This is a genomic window from Pseudomonas sp. S07E 245 (assembly GCF_019599025.1).
Lineage (GTDB): Bacteria > Pseudomonadota > Gammaproteobacteria > Pseudomonadales > Pseudomonadaceae > Aquipseudomonas > Aquipseudomonas shirazensis.
Genome location: NZ_CP080625.1, coordinates 1,552,497 through 1,572,134, shown reverse-complemented (window position 1 = coordinate 1,572,134; position 19,638 = coordinate 1,552,497). Strand labels below are relative to the sequence as shown.

Genomic DNA, 19,638 nt, shown 5'->3' with positions numbered 1-19,638 from the left:
TTCAGGGATTGATCGATTGCCTATGCGCATAGCTTATTTCATCAATCAGTACCCGAAGGTCAGCCACAGCTTCATTCGCCGCGAAATCCTCGCGCTGGAGCGCCAGGGCATTGAAGTACAGCGGATCGCCCTGCGTGGTTGGGACGGCGAGTTGCAGGACAACGACGATATCGCTGAGCGGAGCAAGACCCGCTACGTCCTTGAAGACGGCGTCAAAGGGCTGCTCAAGCCATTGCTCGAGGTTCTGCGCGCTCAGCCGCGGCGGTTTTCCGGTGCGCTGTGGCTGGCCCTGGGCATGAGCCGACGGGCTGACCGCAGCTGGCCTTATCACCTGATCTACCTGGCCGAGGCGTGCCGCGTGGTGCAGTGGTTGCAGGCTTTCGGCGCTGAGCATGTGCACGCTCACTTCGGCACCAATTCGACCGAGGTGGTGATGCTCGCAAATGCCTTGGGCGGGCCGCACTACAGCTTCACCGTGCACGGCCCGGAGGAATTCGACAAACCGCAGTTTCTGCATATCGGTGAGAAGGTCCGCCGTGCGGCGTTTGTCGCCGCCGTCAGCTCTTACGGCCGCAGTCAGCTGTATCGCTGGGTGGCGCACGCCCATTGGGACAAGGTCAAGGTCGTGCACTGCGGGCTGGAAGCGGCCTTCCATGCAGGTCCGCCGGTGCCGGTTCCGGCAGTGCCGCGGCTGGTGTGTGTCGGCCGCTTGTGCGAGCAGAAGGGCCAGTTGCTGTTGCTTGAGGCGGCGCAGAAGTTGGCCGCGCAAGGCACGACGTTCGAGCTGGTGCTGGCCGGCGATGGCGAGATGCGCGCAGAGCTCGAGACCCTGATTGCCCGCTATGGGCTGCAGGGGCAGGTGCGTATTACTGGCTGGATCAGCAGCGGCCAGGTTCGCGAGGAGCTACTCGCCGCTCGCGCCCTGGTCTTGCCCAGCTTTGCCGAAGGCCTGCCAGTGGTGATCATGGAGGCCATGGCCTTGCGCCGCCCGGTGCTGACCACCTATGTGGCGGGCATCCCTGAACTGGTGCGCCCTGGCGAGAATGGCTGGCTGTTCCCAGCAGGGGCGGTACAGGAGCTGGCAGCGGCGATGGCCGACTGCCTTGGGCAACCGGACGAGGTGCTGCAACGTATGGGCGATGCGGCCCATCAGCGGGTGCTGGAGCGCCACGACATCGATACCGAAGCGGCCAAATTGGCCAGCTATTTCAGGGCGGGCGCATGATCACACTGACAAGTTGGCTGCTGGCGCTGTTGGCGCTGTTGATTCTGCTGCCGGTCCTGGTGCTGTTTGCCCAGGTCGTGCTGGCGTGCCTGCCGGCGCGGCCGGTGCCTTTGGCTGCCGGCCCCAGGCCGCGGGTGGCCGTGCTGGTGCCGGCGCACAATGAGTCAGGGGGTGTCAGCGCCACCTTGGCCAGCATCCGTCAGCAATTGCTCGACAGTGATCGCCTGCTGGTAGTCGCCGACAATTGTACTGACAGCACCGCAGCACTGGCTCGCGCGGCCGGCGCCGAGGTGGTCGAGCGCGAGCATCCGCATCTGCGTGGCAAGGGCTATGCCCTGGACTACGGCGTGCGTCAGCTGGCCGCGGCGCCGCCGGAGGTGGTGATCATCATCGACGCCGACTGCCTGTTGAGTGCTGGCTCGATTGAAACTCTGGCGCGTTGCAGCCTCGCCACCGGCCGCCCGGTGCAGGCCCTTGACCTGATGTGCGCGCCTGCCGGGGCCGGGCTCAAGGTGCAAGTCGCCGAGTTCGCCTGGCGAGTAAAGAATCTGGTGCGGCCGCGCGGCTGGGCCCGGATCGGGCTGCCATGCCAATTGATGGGCACCGGCATGGCCTTCGCCTGGGCTGATCTGGCGAAGGCCAATCTGGCCACCGGTCACCTGGTCGAAGACCTGAAGCTGGGCCTGGATTTTTGCCGTGACGGCAAGCCGCCGTTGTTTTGCCCGCAGGCCCAGGTCACCAGCCTGTTCCCCACCAGCGACGACGGCCTCAGCAACCAGCGCACCCGCTGGGAACACGGCCATCTAGGCGTGTTGCTGGCAGAAGGGCCGAAGCTGCTGGGCGCCGCTTTGCTGCAACGCAACGGGCCGTTGTTGGCCATGGCGCTGGACCTGCTGGTGCCACCATTGGCCTTGTTGGTATTGGCCCTGATGGCCATCTTCGTCGTCAGTTGGCTGGCCTTCGCACTGCTCGGCGTGGCCTTTGCCGCAGCCATCGCCAGCCTTGCGCTGGTGCTGATGGGCGCAGCAGTGGTGCTGGCCTGGGCGCGCTTCTCACGCGAGCTGATTCCGTTCTCGGTGTTGCTCTATGCGCCATTCTACGCAGCGAAAAAAATCCCCCTGTACGTGGGTTTTTTGCTCAAGCGTCAGGTGGAATGGGTGCGTTCGAAGCGGGATGACAGTCAATGAATGAGCGGCCATGGCAACAACGCTGGGACGCTATCCTCGGCAAGCTGCTGGTGGTTGTCGATGGGGCTGCCGAGCAACAGCTGATTGCGACCCTTGCGGCGCCCGACCAGGCAACGGTGCTGGGCTTCGTCAATGCTCATGCGCTGAATCTGGTGGCTGCCAGCGAGGGCTATTGTGCGTCGCTGAGCGCGGCTGACCTGCTGCTGCGCGATGGCGCCGGCATGGGCCTGCTGTATCGCCAACTCGCACTTGAGCCAGGCCTGAACATGAACGGGACCGACCTGATTCCCAAACTGATCGCGGCGTACCGGGGCAAACGGGTCGCGCTGTGGGGCACCGAGGAGCCATTCGTGAGCCAGGCCGGTGCTCGCTGTCAGGCGCAGTTTGCAATCGAGCTGGTCTCGGTCGAGCACGGGTTTGCCAACGCTGAACATTACCTTGAGCTCGCCAGGCAGTATCAGCCGCAGTTGATTGTGCTGGGCATGGGCATGCCCAAACAGGAGGCTATCGCAGCGCAACTGGCTGCGGCCGCTGGGCCGTGCCTGATCATTTGTGGCGGCGCCATCCTGGATTTTCTCGGAGGCAAAGTCACCCGCGCGCCGCACTGGGTGCGCCGCTTGAAAGGGGAGTGGGCCTACCGCTTGCTGCGTGAGCCCAGGCGTCTGTTCAAGCGGTATGTGATCGGCAATCCGCTGTTCATGCTGCGTGCGTTGCGCTACCGAAAAGCTGCCGCAAGCGCGGTGCGCAGCGCGCCGAAGCGCATCTGAAATGACCTGCTGAAGGTGGTGCCGGGCACTGCGAATCTGCCAAAAACCGTCGCCACGATGATTCGCCCCGTCGCCTCTCCGTGGTACTGCTACAGTGATATCAAATGCCCCATAACCCCCCCGGAACTACGCCGAATTCAATCGTCGGCGTGCGTGCAGCATTGGCTTGGCAGTGTGTTCAGTCAGTTGGTTGTAATACCAAAGTTGTAAGCAGTGATGTATCGCTGCGCTCACATCTGATGAGGTCTGATGATGGTTTTCGAGCCCCGAAGCAGTCGTTCCTTGCTCCAGCGCAGAAGTGGCGTGAGTAACGCCATTCAGGCTGGGCTTGACGGTATCGCGGTGACTGGCATCGCCTGGTACCTGATCGTTGATCAGTTCGGCTACATCACTTCCGACTACGTGATCATGCTGCTGTTACTGATCGGTGCGCTGGCAGTGATCTATGACCACTACGGTATCTACCGCAGCAACGTCGGCCTGTCGATCAAGGCGTTTCGCTTGTTCAAGGCGTGGTCGGCGACGTTCTGTTTCTTGATGGTGATGGCGTTTCTGACCAAGCAGAGCGAAACCTACTCACGCTTGCTGGTGGGCAAACTGTTCGTCAGCGGCTATTTCCTGCAGCTGTTCCTGCACTACACAGTGCGCGAAGTGCAGAAGCGCTTCATGGCCAATGCGCTGCGTACCGACAATGCGCTGATCATCGGCACGGGCGATCTTGCCAACTTTCTTTACCTGAAGATCAGCAACAACCCCTGGTTTGGCGAGCGTGTGGTGGGCTGCGTGTGGATCGACAAGCCCGACGAGCAAAGCCGCGTCGCCGGTGACGGCAAACCGCCGGTGCTGGGGCACATCTCCGAGCTCGATGGGCTGGTAGCCAAGCATGCGATCCGCACGGTGTATCTGGTGACGCCGCTGGGCGGCTCGGAGGTCATCAACGACGTCTATCTGAAGCTGCTCGACAAGTGCATTGCGGTCAACTGGGTGCCCGATATCTTCTCGCTGCGGCTGATCAACCACAGCGTGCGGGAAATCGCCGGGATCCCGGTGCTGACTCTGTCGGAAACCCCGCTGACCGGCATGAGCCTGTTCCTCAAGAACCTGGAAGACCGCGTGCTGGCCGCGTTGATCTTGCTCTGTGCTTCGCCGGTGCTGCTGCTGATCGCCCTGGCGATCAAGATCGACAGCCCGGGGCCGGTGTTCTTCCGCCAGGAACGCATGGGCTGGACCGGCGAATCGTTCCGCATCTGGAAATTTCGCAGCATGCACATTCACCCGCTGGAAAACGGCGTGGTCAAGCAGGCGCAGAAAAACGATCCGCGGATTACCAAGGTCGGCGCCTTTATCCGGCGTACCAGCCTGGATGAGTTGCCACAGCTGTTCAATGTGCTGACTGGTGAAATGTCGCTGGTTGGACCACGGCCGCATGCGCTGCATCACGACACGCTGTATTCGCAAGACATCGTCGATTACTTCGCCCGCCACAACATCAAGCCGGGGATGACCGGGCTGGCCCAGGTCCGTGGCTTCAGGGGCGAAACCAAGGACATCGGCCAGATGATCCAGCGGGTCGACTCGGACATCGAGTACATCAACAACTGGTCGTTGTGGCTGGACTTCGTGATCCTGGTGCGCACGCTCAATGCGTTCACCGGCAAACAGGCGTACTGAGCCGGCTCACACATCCAATGCCAGCGGGTGGAGCGCGCGAAACGCCTGCGCTTCTTCCACCAGCCAGTCATGCACGGCACGCGCGCCCGGCTGGTTCAAGCCGCCGGGCGGGTAATGCAGCACGTAGCGCTTGTGGTTGGCCAGCGCTACGCCGAACGGCACGATCAGCGCGCCGCGCTCGAGCTCATCATTGAGCAGGGTGCGCCGCGCTATCGCCACGCCAACCCCGGCAATGGCGGCTTCGATGGTCAGGTGATTGCGGTTGAAGGTGTGCCCGCGGCGCACATTCAACTCACCGGCACCAATGCCCTGCAGATAAAACTCCCACTCAGCGTACTCCGAACTGCCGCGCCAGGCGGTCATGTCGTGCAGCAACGGGTAATGCACCAGGTCAGCCGGCCCGTGCAGCGGCGGCCGGCCACGGAGCAGGGCAGGTGAGCACACCGGGAATATCTGCTCGTCGAGCAGCGGCGTCGACAGCATGCCCGGATAGCTGCCGTCATTGAGGTCGATCGCCAGGTCGAAATCATCCGGGTGCAGGGCCTGGTTGCTGTCTTCGGCCACCAGCCGCAGCTCAAGATCCGGGTAGCGCTGTTGAAAGCGCGGCAGGCGCGGGGTCAGCCACTTGGCCAGAAATGACGGGATCGAGCGCAGGCGCAAGGTGCCACGAATATCGCCGGCGTCCAGCCGCAGCAACTCCGCTTCGATGCTGCCGTAGGCTTCGGCGACCGTCAGCGCCAGGCGCTGGCCTTCGGCGCAAAGCTCGACACCACGGGCCTTGCGCAGGAACAAACGGTAGCCCAGATGCTCTTCGAGCTGGCGCATCTGTTGGCTGACCGCGCCGGGCGTGATGTGTAGTTCCTCGGCGCAGCGGGTGAACGACAAGTGCCGCGCCGCACAGGAAAACACATGCAGCCAGACATAGAACTGGCCAGTAATTTGCCTTCTCATCGTTTAGTCCTGCTAAAGGCTAGCTTAGAAACTTTCGTTGGTCATTGCCGTGGTGGCGCGGCAGTATCGCCCAACTTGGCAACACCGTTCAATTTTTCCAGAGAGCCGTGCGCAGGTGTTCAAGGCCGCCACGGTCAGGCATTAGCATGGCTATCAGTGTTTTCGACCTTTTCAAGATTGGCATCGGCCCCTCCAGCTCCCACACCGTAGGGCCGATGCGCGCCGCCGCAACCTTCGCCCAGGCGCTGCGCGAGCGCGGGCTACTGGCTCAGGTACAGCGGGTCGAGGTGCGCCTGTATGGTTCGCTGTCCGCCACCGGCGTCGGCCATGCCACTGATCGCGCCTGCCTGCTGGGGTTGATGGGGCAGTGGCCTGACCAGATCGATCCGCACAGTATCGAGCCGCGTATCGCCCAGCTGCTGCAGGAGCGCTGCCTGATGCTCGACGGCCGCCAGCCGGTAGACTTCGATTATGGCCGCGACATGCTCCTGCTGGACGAAAGCCTCGCGTACCACCCCAATGCCATGACGCTGAATGCCGAGGGCGAGCAGGGCTGCCTGTTCAGCCAGACCTATTACTCGGTCGGTGGCGGCTTCATCGTCGAGCAAGCCGAGATCGATGCGCCACAGAGCAGCGCCGAGCAGGTCAAGCTGCCTTACGAGTTTTCCAGCGCTGCCGAACTGCTCAGCCTGTGCAAACAGCACGGCCTCAGCGTCAGCCAACTGATGATGGCCAACGAGCGCGCCTGGCGCAGTGAAGATGACATCCGCGCTGGGCTGCTGAAAATCTGGGCCGCGATGCGCGAGTGCGTGGCCAACGGCATGCGCAATGACGGCATCCTGCCCGGTGGGCTCAACGTCAAGCGGCGTGCCGCGCGGCTGCACCGCAGCCTGCAGGAAGTCGGCAAGCCCAACGTGATCGGCTCGACCTTGAGCGCGATGGAGTGGGTCAATCTGTTTGCCCTGGCGGTCAATGAAGAAAACGCCGCTGGCGGGCGCATGGTCACCGCGCCTACCAACGGCGCCGCCGGCATCATCCCCGCCGTGTTGCATTACTACATGAAGTTCAACCCCAGCGCCTGCGACGACGATGTCGTGGCGTTTCTGCTGGCGGCGGCGGCAGTGGGCATTCTGTGCAAGAAAAACGCGTCTATTTCCGGCGCCGAAGTGGGCTGCCAGGGGGAGGTCGGTTCGGCCTGTTCAATGGCCGCCGCGGGCCTGGCCGAGGTGCTCGGCGCGACCGCACCGCAGCTGGAAAACGCCGCCGAAATTGCCCTTGAGCACAACCTCGGGCTGACCTGCGACCCGGTCGGCGGGCTGGTGCAGATCCCCTGCATCGAGCGCAACGCGATTGCCGCCGTCAAGGCCATCAACGCTGTGCAGATGGCCCTGCGCGGCGACGGCGAGCACTTCATCTCCCTCGACCGGGTGATTCGCACCATGCGCGACACCGGCGCCGACATGCACGCCAACTACAAGGAAACCTCACGCGGCGGCCTCGCCGTTGCGTACGTCGAGTGCTGACCCGTACTCGACGGGGCTGAATGCGCATCTGCCAAGGCAGCGTGCATTCAGCTCCAAGGCACTACCCGCTGTATCAGCGACAAAAATAACTACAAGGCGATATCTGATGACCGATGTACATAGCACCACGACTGTTCGTGCGGATGCGGCCGTTGCGGCTGCAGCGGTGGATGCAACCCGCTGGAACCGCCATGACACCACCTGGGCTCTGGGCCTGTATGGCACGGCGATTGGCGCCGGAACGTTGTTCCTGCCAATCAACGCTGGGGTCGGCGGCTTCTGGCCGTTGATGATCCTCGCGCTGCTGGCGTTGCCGATGACCTTCTATGCACATCGGGCCTTGACCCGCTTTGTCCTGTCCGGTCGCAAGAGCGGCAACGAGGACATCACCGAGGTGGTCGAGGAGCACTTCGGCACCGGCGCCGGCAAGCTGATCACCTTGCTGTACTTTCTGGCGATTTTCCCGATCCTGCTGGTGTACAGCGTTGCCCTGACCAATACCCTGAGCAGTTTTCTCGAGCATCAGTTGCACGTGACGGCGCCGCCGCGGGTGCTGCTGTCGCTGCTGCTGATCTGCGGTCTGATGGTGATCGTGCGCTGCGGCCAACAGATGATCGTCAAGGCCATGAGCATCCTGGTCTATCCCTTCGTCGCCTCGCTGTTGCTGCTGGCCCTGAGCCTGATCCCGAACTGGAACGGCGCCTTCCTCGCCCAGGCCAGTGAAGGCATCAGCGTCAACAAATTGCTGCTGACGTTGTGGCTGGCGATCCCGGTCATGGTCTTCTCGTTCAACCACTCGCCGATCATCTCGGCCTTTGCCGTCGACCAAAAGCACCGTTATGGCGCCGACGCTGACCGCAAGAGCGGCCGCACGCTGGCAACCGCGCACGTGATGATGGTGCTGACGGTGATGTTCTTCTGCTTCAGTTGCGTGCTGGCGTTGAGCCCCGCCGACCTGGCGGCCGCCAAGGAGCAGAACATCTCGGTGTTGTCGTACCTGGCCAACCACTTCCAGACCCCGGTGATCGCGTTCGTGGCACCGCTGATTGCCCTGGTGGCAATCACCAAGTCGTTCCTCGGCCACTACATCGGCGCTAGCGAGGGCTTCCAGGGCATGATCGTCAAGAGCCTGCGCGGGCGCGGCAAAGCCTGGCCGGCCAAGCGTCTGGAGCGGGTTACCGCGCTGTTCATGGTGCTGACGTGCTGGGCGGTCGCCACCCTCAACCCGAGCATCCTGCGCCTGATCGAAAGCATGGGCGGCCCGGTGATTGCCTGCCTGCTGTTTCTGATGCCGATGTACGCCGTACGCAAGGTGCCGGCGCTGCGCAAGTACTCGGGCAAGCTGTCCAATGTGTTCGTTACCTTGATCGGTTTGATCACCTTGTCGGCGATCTTCTACAGCTTCTTCGCCTGACCCAGCTCAACCCCGCGCCGATTCGGCGCGGGCCTGCACCCGTGGGCTCAGCCCAGTACTTCGCGCAGCCGATGCCAGAGCATGCCCGCTGCCAGCAGCGGCGAGCGCAGGGCCTTGCCGCCCGGGAAGGTCAGGTGCGGCACCGCACTGAAAACATCCAGGCCCTGGCTGTGGCCGACGGCGATGCCTTCGGCCAGCAGCTTGGCAGTCCAGTGCGTCACGTTGAGGCCATGCCCGGAATAGCCCTGGGCATAGTAGACGTTGGGGTATTGGCTCAAGCGGCCCACCTGCGGGAAGCGGTTGGCGGTGATGCCGATCATGCCGCCCCATTGATAGTCGATGCGTACATCGGCCAGTTGCGGGAACACCTTGCGCACCTTGGGCAGCATGTAGGCGGCGATGTCTTTCGGATCGCGGCCCGAATAGTGGCAGGCACCGCCAAACAGCAGGCGGTTGTCGGCGGTCAGGCGGTAGTAATCAAGGCCGACCTTCTGGTCACACAAAGCCATGTTCTGCGGAATCAACGCCTGTGCCACCTGTTCAGGCAGTCGCTCGGTCGCCACCACGTAGCTGCCAGCGGGCAGCACCTTGCCGCTCAGGCGCGGCTCGAGTTCGTCCAGGTGCGCATTGCAGCCAAGCACAAGGCTCTGCGCGCGCACCTTGCCGTGGGCGCAGTGCAGGGTCACGCTCGGGCCATGCTCGATGCGCAGCACCGGGCTTTGTTCAAAGATACGCACGCCCAACTTTGCCGCAGCGCGCGCTTCGCCCTGGACCAGGTCGAGCGGGTGCAGATGGCCTGAACCCATGTCGATCAGCCCGCCTGCGTACTGCTCGCTGGCGACCACTTCACCGATGTGTGCCGCATCAACCAGGCGCGTGGCATGGCGGTAACCGAGCTCGGCCAGTTGTGCTTGCTCGTCCTTGAACGCGGCAAACTGGGCGGGCGTGTTGGCCAGCTCGCAGAAGCCCCAGCGCAGGTCACAGTCGATGGCGTACTGGGTAATGCGCTGGCGCACCAGCTCGACCGAGTCGATCCCGGCCTGTTGCAGATATCGCACGCCGTCCTGGCCGACATAGCGGGCAAAACCGCTGACATCATGGCCGATGCCGCGAATCAGCTGGCCACCGTTGCGCCCGCTCGCGCCCCAGCCGATGCGCCGGGCTTCGAGGAGGATCACCGACAAACCGCGCTCGGCCAGTTCCAGCGCAGTATTGACCCCGGTCAGGCCGCCACCGACCACGCAGACGTCGGCGCTCAGTTGTTCTTGCAGCGCAGGGTAGGGCGCGCTGCTGCGCGCCGTGGCGGCGTAGTACGAGGCAGCGTGTTGGCTCTCTAATGACATGGCACAGGCTCGGCTCAGCGGTTGGATTTGATCTTGCTCCAGGAACGGGTCATGACCCGCATGATTTTCGGGCTCGGTGTGCTCGATACATAGAGCTTGTCGAGCACCTCTTGCGGCGGGTAGATCTCGGGATTGTTGACCAGCGCCGGATCCATGTGCGCCTTGGCCGCGAGGTTGGCGTTGGCATAACCGACGGTGGTGCTGACTTTGGCGATTACCTCAGGGTCGAGCAGGTAATTGATGAAGGCCAGGGCCTGTTCAGGGTTGCTGGCGTCCTTGGGAATGGCCAGCAGGTCGAACCACAGATTGCTGCCTTCCTTGGGAATGCTGTAGGCGATTTTTACGTCGTTTTTCGCCTCAACCGCGCGATTGGCCGCCTGGAATACGTCGCCCGAGTAACCGAAAGCGATGCAGACATCGCCATTGGCCAGGTCGGAAACGTACTTGGAGGAGTGGAAGTAGGTAATGTACGGCCGTATTTCCACCAGCTTGGCTTCGGCCTTCTTGTAATCGGCTTCGTTTTCGCTGCGCGGGTTCATGCCCAGGTAGTTGAGCATGGCCGGGAACAGTTCATCCGGCGAGTCCATGAAGGCTACGCCGCATTTTTGCAGTTTCTTCAGGTTTTCTGGCTCGAACAGCACTGCCCACGAATCGATCTTGTCGATGCCCAGCGCCGCCTTGACCTTGTCGACGTTGTAGCCGATGCCGTTGGTGCCCCACAGGTACGGCACTGCGTATTTATTGCCGGGGTCGTTCTGCTCCAGCTGCTTGAGCAGCTTGGGGTCGAGGTTGCTGAAGTTCGGCAGCTTGCTGCGGTCCAGCGGCAGGAAGGCGCCGGCCTTGGCCTGGCGGGCCAGGAAGTGGTTGGACGGCACCACCACGTCGTAGCCAGTGCGCCCGGCGAGCAACTTGCCCTCCAGGGTTTCGTTGGAGTCGAACACGTCATAGATCACTTTGATGCCGCTGCTGGCCTGGAAGTCGGCCAGGGTGGTTTCACCTATATAGTCGGTCCAGTTGTACACGCTGACGCTCGGCTGGGCCTGAGCGGCGGCGCCGAACATCAGGGCGAATGCTGCGGGGATCACGGACTGCAAATGACGCATGTCGACACCTCTCTGGTTTTATTCTGGGTCGTGATGTTGCGTAAGGCGGGGCGCTCGGCGCCCCGCAGATGATCAGACACTCATCATCAGGAACTCGCGCTCCCACGAACTGATCACCCGTTTGAAGTTCTCGTGCTCGGCGCGCTTCACCGCGACATAACCCTGGACGAACTGCTTGCCCAGGTAGTCCTGGATGATTTCGCATTCCTCCATGTGCTGCAGCGCGTCTTCGATGGTAATCGGCAGGCGCAGGCTGCGTCGCTCATAGGCGCGGCCCTGCACTGCAGCGCTCGGCTCGATCTTGCCGACCATGCCCAGGTAGCCGCAGAGCAAACTCGCAGCAATGGCCAGGTAAGGGTTGGCATCGGCGCCCGGCAGGCGGTTCTCGACGCGCATGGCCTCGGGGCTTGAGGTCGGTACGCGCAGTCCGGCGGTGCGGTTTTCTTCACCCCACTCGACGTTGACCGGGGCCGAGGTGTCCGGCAGGAAGCGGCGGAACGAGTTGACGTTCGGCGCGAACATCGGCAACACCTTGGGGATGTACTTCTGCAGGCCACCGATGTGGTGCAGGAACAGCTCGCTCATGCTGCCGTCGTCATTGGCGAAGATCGGCTTGCCGGTGGCGATATCGACCACGCTCTGGTGCAGGTGCATGGCGCTGCCGGGCTCATCGGTGATCGGCTTGGCCATGAACGTTGCGGCGACGTTGTGCTTGAGCGCGGCCTCGCGCATGGTCCGTTTGAACACGGTGATCTGGTCGGCCAGGTCCAGCGCGTCGCCGTGGCGGAAGTTGATCTCCATCTGCGCCGGGCCGTCTTCGTGGATCAGCGTGTCGAGGTCCAGGCACTGGATCTCGCACCAGTCGTAGACGTCCTCGAACAGCGGGTCGAATTCGTTGGCGGCATCGATCGAGAACGACTGACGGCCACTTTCAGCGCGCCCGGAGCGGCCCATCGGCACTTGCAGGGGCAAGTCCGGGTCTTCGCAGCGCTTGGTCAGGTAGAACTCCATCTCCGGCGCGACGATTGGCTGCCAGCCCTTGTCGGCGTAGAGCTTGAGGACTTTCTTGAGAACGTTGCGCGGCGACAGCTCGATCGGGTTGCCTTGTTTGTCGAAGGTGTCGTGGATGACGATGGCGGTGGGTTCGATGGCCCACGGGATCTGGTACACCGCCGACGGGTCGGGGCGGCAGATCATGTCGATGTCGGCCGGGTCGAGCAGGTCGTAGTAGATATCGTCGTCGACATAGTCGCCGGTGACGGTCTGTAGCAGCACGCTTTCAGGCAGGCGCATGCCGCGCTCATGGAGGAACTTGGCCGTGGGTGCAATCTTGCCGCGGGCGATCCCGGTCAGGTCACTGATCACGCATTCGACTTCGGTGATGCGGTGTTCTTTCAGCCAGGTGGAAAGCTGATCGAAGGGGGCGTTCATACAGACCTCTTGGTTGGGTTTTGATCGCGCCACGCGAAGGGATCTTCCCAGTCGCTGCGCTGGAGGCTATCTTGGGCGCAGCCCGCAGGGTTGATCTATCCACTTCTTTCGCCAGCAAATGCACCAAAAGAGTGCATATAGGATGCCGCGTGACCAGCGCCAACGGCTTGCAAGTTCAGGCTTTCCAGACCAGTGATGTCAGTGAACAGGTGCGCACAACGCCCGGCTGGCAGCAGCAATACCGGCAAATGTCGCCGGGGTTGTTCAATGGCCAACTGCGCAGCCTGGAGCTTGAGGGCGTCGAAGTCTACGAAGAACGCCTGAACACCCGCGTTGAGCAGTTTTTCAGCGCGCCCAGTGGCTCGTTGACGTTCTGCTTTGATCGCAGCGAGAACAGCCTGTACCTGCTCAATGAAGACAGCCGCAATATCTGGATCACGCCCGAGAACTATCAGGAAGTGGCGGTGGTGTTCAGCCGCGACTTTCTCCAGCGCCATGGGCTGGATGTCGCCCGCCTGGAAGGCTTGTTCATGACCCCGCTGGACTCGGTGCAGAACAACCTGTTCGGCAGCTGGCTGAGCGCGATCCTGACCCGGCTGGGCGAGGCTGACAGCCCATTGCAGGGCAGGGCGTTGGGCGAACAGCTGCTCGAGGATTGCCTGTTCATTCTCGACAATGCCAGCCAACGCCTGCAGGGCGATGCCCATGGCCGGCGTAGCGAGGCGCGCGCGGTCATGCGCCGGGTCAGCGACTGGGCCGCCGATTGCCCCGACGAAACGCTCAACCTCGTCGAGCTGGCCGAAGTTGCCGGGGTGTCCGTGCGCCAGTTGCAGCAGATCTTCAAGGCCTTCACCGCCATGCCGCCGGCGCACTGGCTGCGCCTGCGCCGCTTGAACGGCGCCCGCCGTGACTTGTTGCGTGGCGCTGGGGCGACCGTGGCCGAGGTGGCCATGCAGTGGTCGTTCTGGCACCTGGGGCGCTTCTCGGAAAGTTACCGGCAACTGTTTGCCGAGCTGCCCAGCGAGACGCTGAAGCGGGCCAGGTAGCCCGGTACAGTTCTGCAGATCAGAGCCATTGCTGGTATCGTGCGCGGCAGTAATGTACCGAGGTCCTGATGTTTTATCTGCCCCTGACCAGCGAACAGGCCGACGGCCTGGCCAGTCAACACGCCAGCGAGTTCTTTGTGCAGGCCAGCCTGCTGGAAAGCGCTGCGGTGCTGTTTATCCAGAATGTGCCGCGCCAGCAGGGTGCGCCTTCGGTCGAAGCGCAGCAGCGGCGCTTTGCCGAGATCGTGCGGATTGCCGATGAGGTTGAAGCGGCGGCGCCGTCGCGCTTCCAGCAGCAGGTCGCCAGCCGTTTTGACCCAGAAGTGTTCGCCATGGGCCTGGGCATGCTCGGCGAGAACGGCATCGGCCTGCTGGCGGCCGAGCAGCCTGTCGATGTTGCCGACCTGCGCGACAGCGAAGGTGGCTGGAGCTTTACCTTTGCCGATGCCTATCGCGAGCAGGTAACGCCGTTGCGACCGGTCAGCTTGCCGTCGTTGCCGAGCAATCTGCGCCTGAGTGACCAGCAGAACCGCTTGCTGCGCGAGTTTCTCTCGGGGGTTGACGAGTCGGTGGCGGTGCAGGGGTTTGCCGGCACCGGCAAGACCTTCCTGATCAACCAGTTCGCCCGTTTGCTCGACCCGCAGCGGACCTTGCTGCTGGCCATGACCGAAGGCCAGCTACGCGCCCTGCAGGCGCGGATCAAGGACGCCTCGGCGTTTACCGCGCGCACTTTTGGCCAGTTGGCCGACGAGATTCTTGACCGCGACCTGACCAGCAACGGCTGGCGCCTGCGCGACGTCTACCGCAGCAAACTGTCGTGGCGCCCGCAGGAGGCGCAAGTCGTACAGTGGCTGGCAGTACCGGACATCGGCCCGTTGGCGGCGCGTGAAGTGGTCGCCCTGTGCATCAAGGCGGTACGCAGCTTCTGCCGCAGCGCAGACACCGCCATCGAACTGCATCATTTGCCGTGGATGGGCCACGGCTTTTCGCCGTTGGATCAGGAGGTGCTGCTGGAAAAGGCGCGCCTGTACTGGCAACAGCTGATCCGCCCCTCGGCGCGCGAGATTCAGCTGCCGGTGCGCGATTATCACCGGGTCAAGCTGCTGTCGCTGACGCTGGAAGTGATCGACAGCCAGTTCAGCCATGTCATCGTAGATGAAGCCCACGAGCTGTCGGCGCCCATGCTCGCCGTGCTCGACCGCAGCCCGCAGGCAATCATTACCCTGGGCGACGACCTGCAGAACCTCAACGGCCTCAGCCCGCACCACGGCAAGTTCATCCGCCAGCGCTGCATCGATCACTCGCTGCGTGCCGGGCCGGCCATGGAGGGCGTGCTGAACCCGCTGATCCTGGCCCACCCGGCCGCAGTGCAGGCGGCCTTTACCGGCAGCGCCGAGCACTACACCCGGGTCAGTTTCTTCGACACGGTGACGGTGCCCGAGCAACCTACGGCGCTGCTGGTGGATGACGAATGGGGTCTGTTCGGCTGGTTCCAGCGCCTAACCCATCAGGGCGTACCGTTTGTTTTGCTCAAAGGTGCGCGCAAGGAGTTCGAGCTGTTTGTCGAAGACTGCATCGAGTTGTACCGCTACGGCACGCGCCCGCGGCACAACATGCTGTTCCGCTATGCCAGCTGGCAGGCGCTGGAACAGGACAAGGGCGACGACAAGGCCTTTGCTGCTGTGGCCAACCTGCTGCGCAGGGGCTACACGCCGGAAGATTTCGCCAAGGCCAAGAGCCGTTATCGCTGGGACAAGGCGCCCAAGTTGTTCCTGGCCAGGGTGCGCGACGTGAAGAACATGGAGTTCGCCCGGGTCATGGTCTCGCCAGAGCTGATGGTTGCGCCTGCCGCCGCCGGTAACCGCAATGAGCGAGCGCGCATGCTCGCGGGGCTGTACACCGCCTGTTCGCGCGCCAGGCATGAGCTGATTGTGCCGGGTGGCATGCTCGACTGGGTGCAGGACCAGGTGCGCGACAACTAGCTGGCAAAAAAAGGGGCAAGCCGCACAAGCGACTTGCCCCTTTTACTCACGCTGCTGTCAATTGCGATCCAGCCACACCGTCTGCACGTTGCAGAACTCGCGCACACCGAAGTGCGACAGCTCACGGCCAAAGCCGCTCTTCTTCACGCCGCCGAACGCTACCCGCGGGTCAGAAGCGCAGTAGCCGTTGATGAACACCGCACCGGTATCCAACGCCGAGGTCATCCGCTCAGCCAGCTCGAGGTTGGCGGTGTAGATGGTCGAGGCCAGCCCAAACTCGCTGTCGTTGGCCAGTTCCACGGCGTGGTCGGCGTCACGGGCGCTGATGATCGCTGCCACCGGGCCAAACAACTCCTGCTTGAACGCGGTCATTTGCGGCGTAACGCCGGCAAATACGGTCGGCTCGTAGAAGTTGCCGACGCCCTCAGCCTTCTTGCCACCCAGCAGCAGCACCGCGCCTTCAGCCAAGGTTGCCTGCACCTGGCCGTCAAGCTCGTCGCGCAGGTCATAGCGGGCCATCGGGCCGATGTAGGTGTCAGCCTCAAGCGGGTTGCCGACCTTGAGCTGACGCGTGGCTTCGACGAACTTCGCGGTAAACGCCTCGGCGATGCTTTCTTCGACGATCAGGCGCTTGGCTGCTGCACAGACCTGGCCTGTGTTCTGATAGCGGCCGATCACCGCTGCCTTGACCGCTGCATCGAGGTCGGCGTCCGCCAGTACGATGAACGGATCGGAACCGCCCAGTTCCAGTACGCATTTCTTCAACGCAGCACCGGCTTGGGCACCAATCGCCATGCCGGCGCGGACGCTGCCGGTCAGGGTCACGGCGGCAATACGCGGGTCATTGATCGCCCGGGTCACGCCGTCCGGGGTGACGTTGAGCACTTCGAAGATGCCTGCTGGCAGGCCAGCCTGGTTGATCACGTTGAGCAGCAGATAGGCGCTGCCCATGACGTTCGGGGCATGCTTGAGCACATAGGTATTGCCCGCCAGCAGTGCCGGGACCGCGCCGCGCAGCACTTGCCAGAGCGGGAAGTTCCACGGCATCACGGCTAGAATCGGCCCCAGTGGGCGGTATTCGATACGTGCCGTCGCAATTTGCGTAGGCTCGGCAGCCAGCATCGCCGGGCCGTGCTCGGCGTACCATTGGCACAGGCCAACGCACTTGGTCACTTCGCCACGTGCCTGGCTGATCGGCTTGCCAATTTCGCGGCTGATCATCACCGCCAATGCTTCGTGATTGGCCTGCAGAGCATCGGCCAGGGCGTTCAGATACTCGCTGCGCTGCCCCAGTGACACCTGGCGCCATTGGTTGAAGCCAACCTTGGCACGTTGCAGCGCCGCTTCCTGTGCGGCGTCGGTGTCGAACGGATAGTGGCCGATCTGCTCACCGCTGAACGGGTCGACAGAAATGGCGTGGGTCAGGCTGCTGATCTCGCTCATGGCGGAGGTCCTCGTTGTTGTAAGTTGACGAAGCTCAGACTAGTGGCGTGCAACCGTATTGAAAACTGAATAATAATGAGCGCAACGTTCACGTTTGGAGAATGACTGTGGATCTGGTGCAACTGGAAATTTTCAAGGCAGTGGCAGAGCACGGCAGCATCAGCGCCGCTGCCCAGCAGATTCACCGCGTGCCGTCGAACCTCACCACGCGGATCAAGCAGCTTGAGGAAGACCTCGGTGTCGAGCTGTTCATCCGCGAGAAAAGCCGCCTGCGCCTGTCACCGGCGGGCTGGAATTTTCTCGAGTACACCCGGCGCATTCTCGACCTGGTCCACGAAGCGCGGCTGACCGTGGCCGGCGAAGATCCGCAGGGCACGTTCGCCCTGGGTTCGCTGGAAAGCACCGCCGCCGTGCGCATCCCGGCCTTGCTGGCCAGTTACAACCAGCGCTTTCCCAAGGTCGATCTGGACCTGTCGACCGGGCCCTCGGGGACCATGCTCGAAGGTGTGCTGTCCGGGCGCCTGGTCGCAGCCTTCGTCGATGGCCCAGTACTGCACCCAACGCTGGAAGGCATGGCCGTGTTCGATGAAGAGATGGTAGTGATTGCGCCACTCAACCATGCCGCAATCAGCCGCGCCCGCGACGTCAACGGCGAGAGCATCTACGCCTTTCGCGCCAACTGCTCGTACCGCCATCATTTCGAGAACTGGTTTGTCCAGGATCAGGCCGTGCCCGGCAAAATCCATGAGATGGAGTCCTATCACGGCATGCTTGCGTGCGTCAGTGCTGGTGCCGGCCTGGCGTTGATGCCGCGCAGCATGCTCGACAGCATGCCGGGCTTGAGCACGGTCAGCGTTTGGCCGTTGTCGGAAGACTTTCGGTACTTGCAGACCTGGCTGGTGTGGCGGCGCGGTACTGTGTCGCGCAGCTTGAGTATGTTTATCAAGCTGCTGGAGGAGCGGCGGGTGCTGGCAAGCGCTGCCTAGTGTTTATCCCGGCTGGGCACATCACCCGGCCGGTCGATATCCAGCAACACCCCAGGATCACCCAATTCAATACTGCGCACCGCCTGCGGATTGCCCAGCAGCACGCTGCGGGCGCCTTCATCGCCGGTCAGCGTGCACAACTGCGGCCACCACTCACGACCGAACAGCACCGGGTGGCCGGGCTTGCCTTGATACGTCGGGCGGATGATCAGGCGACGGTCCGCCTTGGCCAGCAGCGCGGCGAGGGTGGCGGGCTGGATGAACGGCATGTCACCCAGCATCACCAGCAAGCCCTGAGCATTGGACGCGGTACTGATCTGCGCGACGCTGGTAGCGATGCTGTGGCCAAGTCCAAGCCGGCTGCTGCTCGATTGCAGGATGCGCACGTTATCAGCAAGGCCGACCGGGGCAGGGTCGTCGTCACGCAGCGCCAGCCAGACTTCGCCCAACTGCACGCACGGCAGTTGCAGGCTGGCCTGCAGCAGGGTCTGGCCGCTGCTCAGCAGGTGCTGGCGTTTGTCACTGCCAAACCGGCGGCTATGGCCGGCGGCGAGTACCAGAGCGGTTACGGTACATGGCATCCTGAGGGTGTCCCGTGGCAAATGAGGAATCGGTCTGGCCGCTAGACTACCTTAACCCCAGCATCACTGGCGCACGCAAGGCGGTACGCCATCACCCGGCAGGCTCGGGTATGATGCCAACCCCTATCGTTGCCAGAGGCCCGCCACCATGACCTTGAACGCTGAACAGATCGGCGAATACCGTGCATTTGCCGAGCAGTTGGCGCAGGCCGCTGCGGCTGCGATCCAGCCGTATTTTCGCGCCAACCTGGCGGTCGAGGACAAGGGCGGGCGCCTGTACGACCCGGTGACCGTGGCCGACAAGGCCGCCGAAGACGCCATGCGCTCGCTGATTCAGGAACGCTATCCAAGCCACGGCATCCTTGGTGAAGAGCAGGGCGTGGCGGTTGGCAGCAGCCCGCTGACCTGGGTGCTTGATCCGATCGATGGCACCCGCGCCTTCATCACCGGGCTGCCGCTGTGGGGCACGTTGATCGCGCTCAACGACGGCACCAAGCCGGTGGTCGGGGTGATGAACCAGCCGTTTACCGGCGAGCGCTTCATCGGTACCCCAGAGGGAGCCTGGCTCGGCAGCACGCCGCTGAAGACCCGTGCCTGCAGCGATTTGGCCTCAGCCACCCTGATGTGCACCACGCCGGACATGTTCGATAGCGAGGCGCGCAAGGCCGCCTTTGAAGCCGTTGCCGGCCAGGCGCGGCTGATGCGCTACGGCGGTGACTGCTACGCCTATTGCATGCTCGCCAGTGGCTTTGTCGATGTGATCGTCGAGGCCAGCCTGCAGCCGTATGACGTGCAGGCGTTGATGCCGATCATCGAAGGGGCGGGCGGGGTGATCACCGCCTGGGATGGCAGCTCGGCGCAGAACGGCGGCTGTGTGGTGGCCTGCGGTGACCCTGCGTTGCATGCGCAAATGATCGAGTTGCTGCGTCACGCCATGTGACCGGCTGAGCCCCTGCAATACCGTTGCGCAGGCCTGGCTGGCCTG

At 63.1% G+C, this 19,638-nt stretch carries 16 protein-coding genes; 10 read left to right on the top strand and 6 right to left on the bottom strand.

Going from position 1 to position 19,638, the window contains the following annotated elements; genetic code table 11:
* Positions 1-22 precede the first annotated feature (22 nt).
* The 4 genes from K3F44_RS07080 (at position 23) to K3F44_RS07065 (ending at position 4,850) form a co-directional block, all read left to right on the top strand.
* Positions 23-1,225: a glycosyltransferase family 4 protein gene (locus K3F44_RS07080; RefSeq protein WP_220633648.1), complete on the top strand. Its 1,203-nt coding sequence runs from the start codon at positions 23-25 to the stop codon at positions 1,223-1,225.
* Positions 1,222-2,412, top strand: coding sequence for a glycosyltransferase family 2 protein (locus tag K3F44_RS07075; protein ID WP_220633647.1), 1,191 nt, complete (start codon positions 1,222-1,224; stop codon positions 2,410-2,412). The genes K3F44_RS07080 and K3F44_RS07075 overlap by 4 nt, the downstream gene beginning before the upstream one ends.
* On the top strand, positions 2,409-3,179 hold the full coding sequence (locus tag K3F44_RS07070) for a WecB/TagA/CpsF family glycosyltransferase (protein WP_220633646.1): 771 nt from the start codon (positions 2,409-2,411) through the stop codon (positions 3,177-3,179). The genes K3F44_RS07075 and K3F44_RS07070 overlap by 4 nt, the downstream gene beginning before the upstream one ends.
* A gap of 252 nt (positions 3,180-3,431) precedes the next feature.
* Positions 3,432-4,850, top strand: coding sequence for an undecaprenyl-phosphate glucose phosphotransferase (locus K3F44_RS07065; protein WP_103438780.1), 1,419 nt, complete (start codon positions 3,432-3,434; stop codon positions 4,848-4,850).
* Positions 4,851-4,856: 6 nt separating this feature from the next.
* Here the strand turns inward: K3F44_RS07065 and K3F44_RS07060 are convergent, their stop codons facing one another.
* Positions 4,857-5,801: a LysR substrate-binding domain-containing protein gene (locus K3F44_RS07060; protein ID WP_101319567.1), complete on the bottom strand. Its 945-nt coding sequence runs from the start codon at positions 5,799-5,801 to the stop codon at positions 4,857-4,859.
* Positions 5,802-5,947: 146 nt separating this feature from the next.
* Here K3F44_RS07060 and K3F44_RS07055 point away from each other — a divergent pair, with 146 nt between their 5' ends.
* On the top strand, positions 5,948-7,324 hold the full coding sequence (locus K3F44_RS07055) for an L-serine ammonia-lyase (RefSeq protein ID WP_150571677.1): 1,377 nt from the start codon (positions 5,948-5,950) through the stop codon (positions 7,322-7,324).
* Between the two features lie 106 nt (positions 7,325-7,430).
* Positions 7,431-8,738 carry a serine/threonine transporter gene (locus K3F44_RS07050; RefSeq protein ID WP_103437375.1) on the top strand — a complete coding sequence of 436 codons (1,308 nt, stop codon included), beginning with the start codon at positions 7,431-7,433 and terminating at the stop codon, positions 8,736-8,738.
* Between the two features lie 47 nt (positions 8,739-8,785).
* On the opposite strand, the gene K3F44_RS07045 is transcribed toward K3F44_RS07050, so the two are convergent.
* The 3 genes from K3F44_RS07045 to K3F44_RS07035 all read right to left on the bottom strand — a co-directional run bounded on the left by K3F44_RS07045 (position 8,786) and on the right by K3F44_RS07035 (position 12,615).
* A complete protein-coding gene (locus K3F44_RS07045; protein ID WP_181106200.1) occupies positions 8,786-10,081 on the bottom strand; it encodes an FAD-binding oxidoreductase in 1,296 nt (431 codons plus the stop codon).
* Between the two features lie 14 nt (positions 10,082-10,095).
* Positions 10,096-11,184, bottom strand: coding sequence for a polyamine ABC transporter substrate-binding protein (locus tag K3F44_RS07040; protein WP_150569215.1), 1,089 nt, complete (start codon positions 11,182-11,184; stop codon positions 10,096-10,098).
* A gap of 72 nt (positions 11,185-11,256) precedes the next feature.
* Positions 11,257-12,615, bottom strand: a complete 1,359-nt coding sequence (locus tag K3F44_RS07035; RefSeq protein ID WP_101319556.1) for a glutamine synthetase family protein — start codon at positions 12,613-12,615, stop codon at positions 11,257-11,259.
* Between the two features lie 149 nt (positions 12,616-12,764).
* Here K3F44_RS07035 and K3F44_RS07030 point away from each other — a divergent pair, with 149 nt between their 5' ends.
* Together K3F44_RS07030 and K3F44_RS07025 are read left to right on the top strand one after the other, a co-directional pair.
* Positions 12,765-13,661: a helix-turn-helix domain-containing protein gene (locus tag K3F44_RS07030; RefSeq protein ID WP_220633645.1), complete on the top strand. Its 897-nt coding sequence runs from the start codon at positions 12,765-12,767 to the stop codon at positions 13,659-13,661.
* 68 nt (positions 13,662-13,729) lie between these two features.
* Positions 13,730-15,643, top strand: coding sequence for an AAA family ATPase (locus tag K3F44_RS07025; protein WP_150569217.1), 1,914 nt, complete (start codon positions 13,730-13,732; stop codon positions 15,641-15,643).
* A 57-nt stretch (positions 15,644-15,700) separates the two neighbouring features.
* Here the strand turns inward: K3F44_RS07025 and K3F44_RS07020 are convergent, their stop codons facing one another.
* On the bottom strand, positions 15,701-17,086 hold the full coding sequence (locus K3F44_RS07020; RefSeq protein ID WP_220633644.1) for an aldehyde dehydrogenase family protein: 1,386 nt from the start codon (positions 17,084-17,086) through the stop codon (positions 15,701-15,703).
* Between the two features lie 107 nt (positions 17,087-17,193).
* On the opposite strand from K3F44_RS07020, the gene ptrR reads away from it, so the two are divergent.
* Positions 17,194-18,072, top strand: a complete 879-nt coding sequence (gene ptrR / locus K3F44_RS07015) for a putrescine utilization regulator PtrR (RefSeq protein ID WP_207074213.1) — start codon at positions 17,194-17,196, stop codon at positions 18,070-18,072.
* Here the strand turns inward: ptrR and K3F44_RS07010 are convergent.
* Positions 18,069-18,653, bottom strand: coding sequence for an NTP transferase domain-containing protein (locus K3F44_RS07010; protein WP_220633643.1), 585 nt, complete (start codon positions 18,651-18,653; stop codon positions 18,069-18,071). The genes ptrR and K3F44_RS07010 overlap by 4 nt on opposite strands.
* Positions 18,654-18,801: 148 nt before the next feature.
* On the opposite strand from K3F44_RS07010, the gene hisN reads away from it, so the two are divergent.
* Positions 18,802-19,593: a histidinol-phosphatase gene (hisN, locus tag K3F44_RS07005; RefSeq protein WP_101319544.1), complete on the top strand. Its 792-nt coding sequence runs from the start codon at positions 18,802-18,804 to the stop codon at positions 19,591-19,593.
* Positions 19,594-19,638 lie beyond the last annotated feature (45 nt).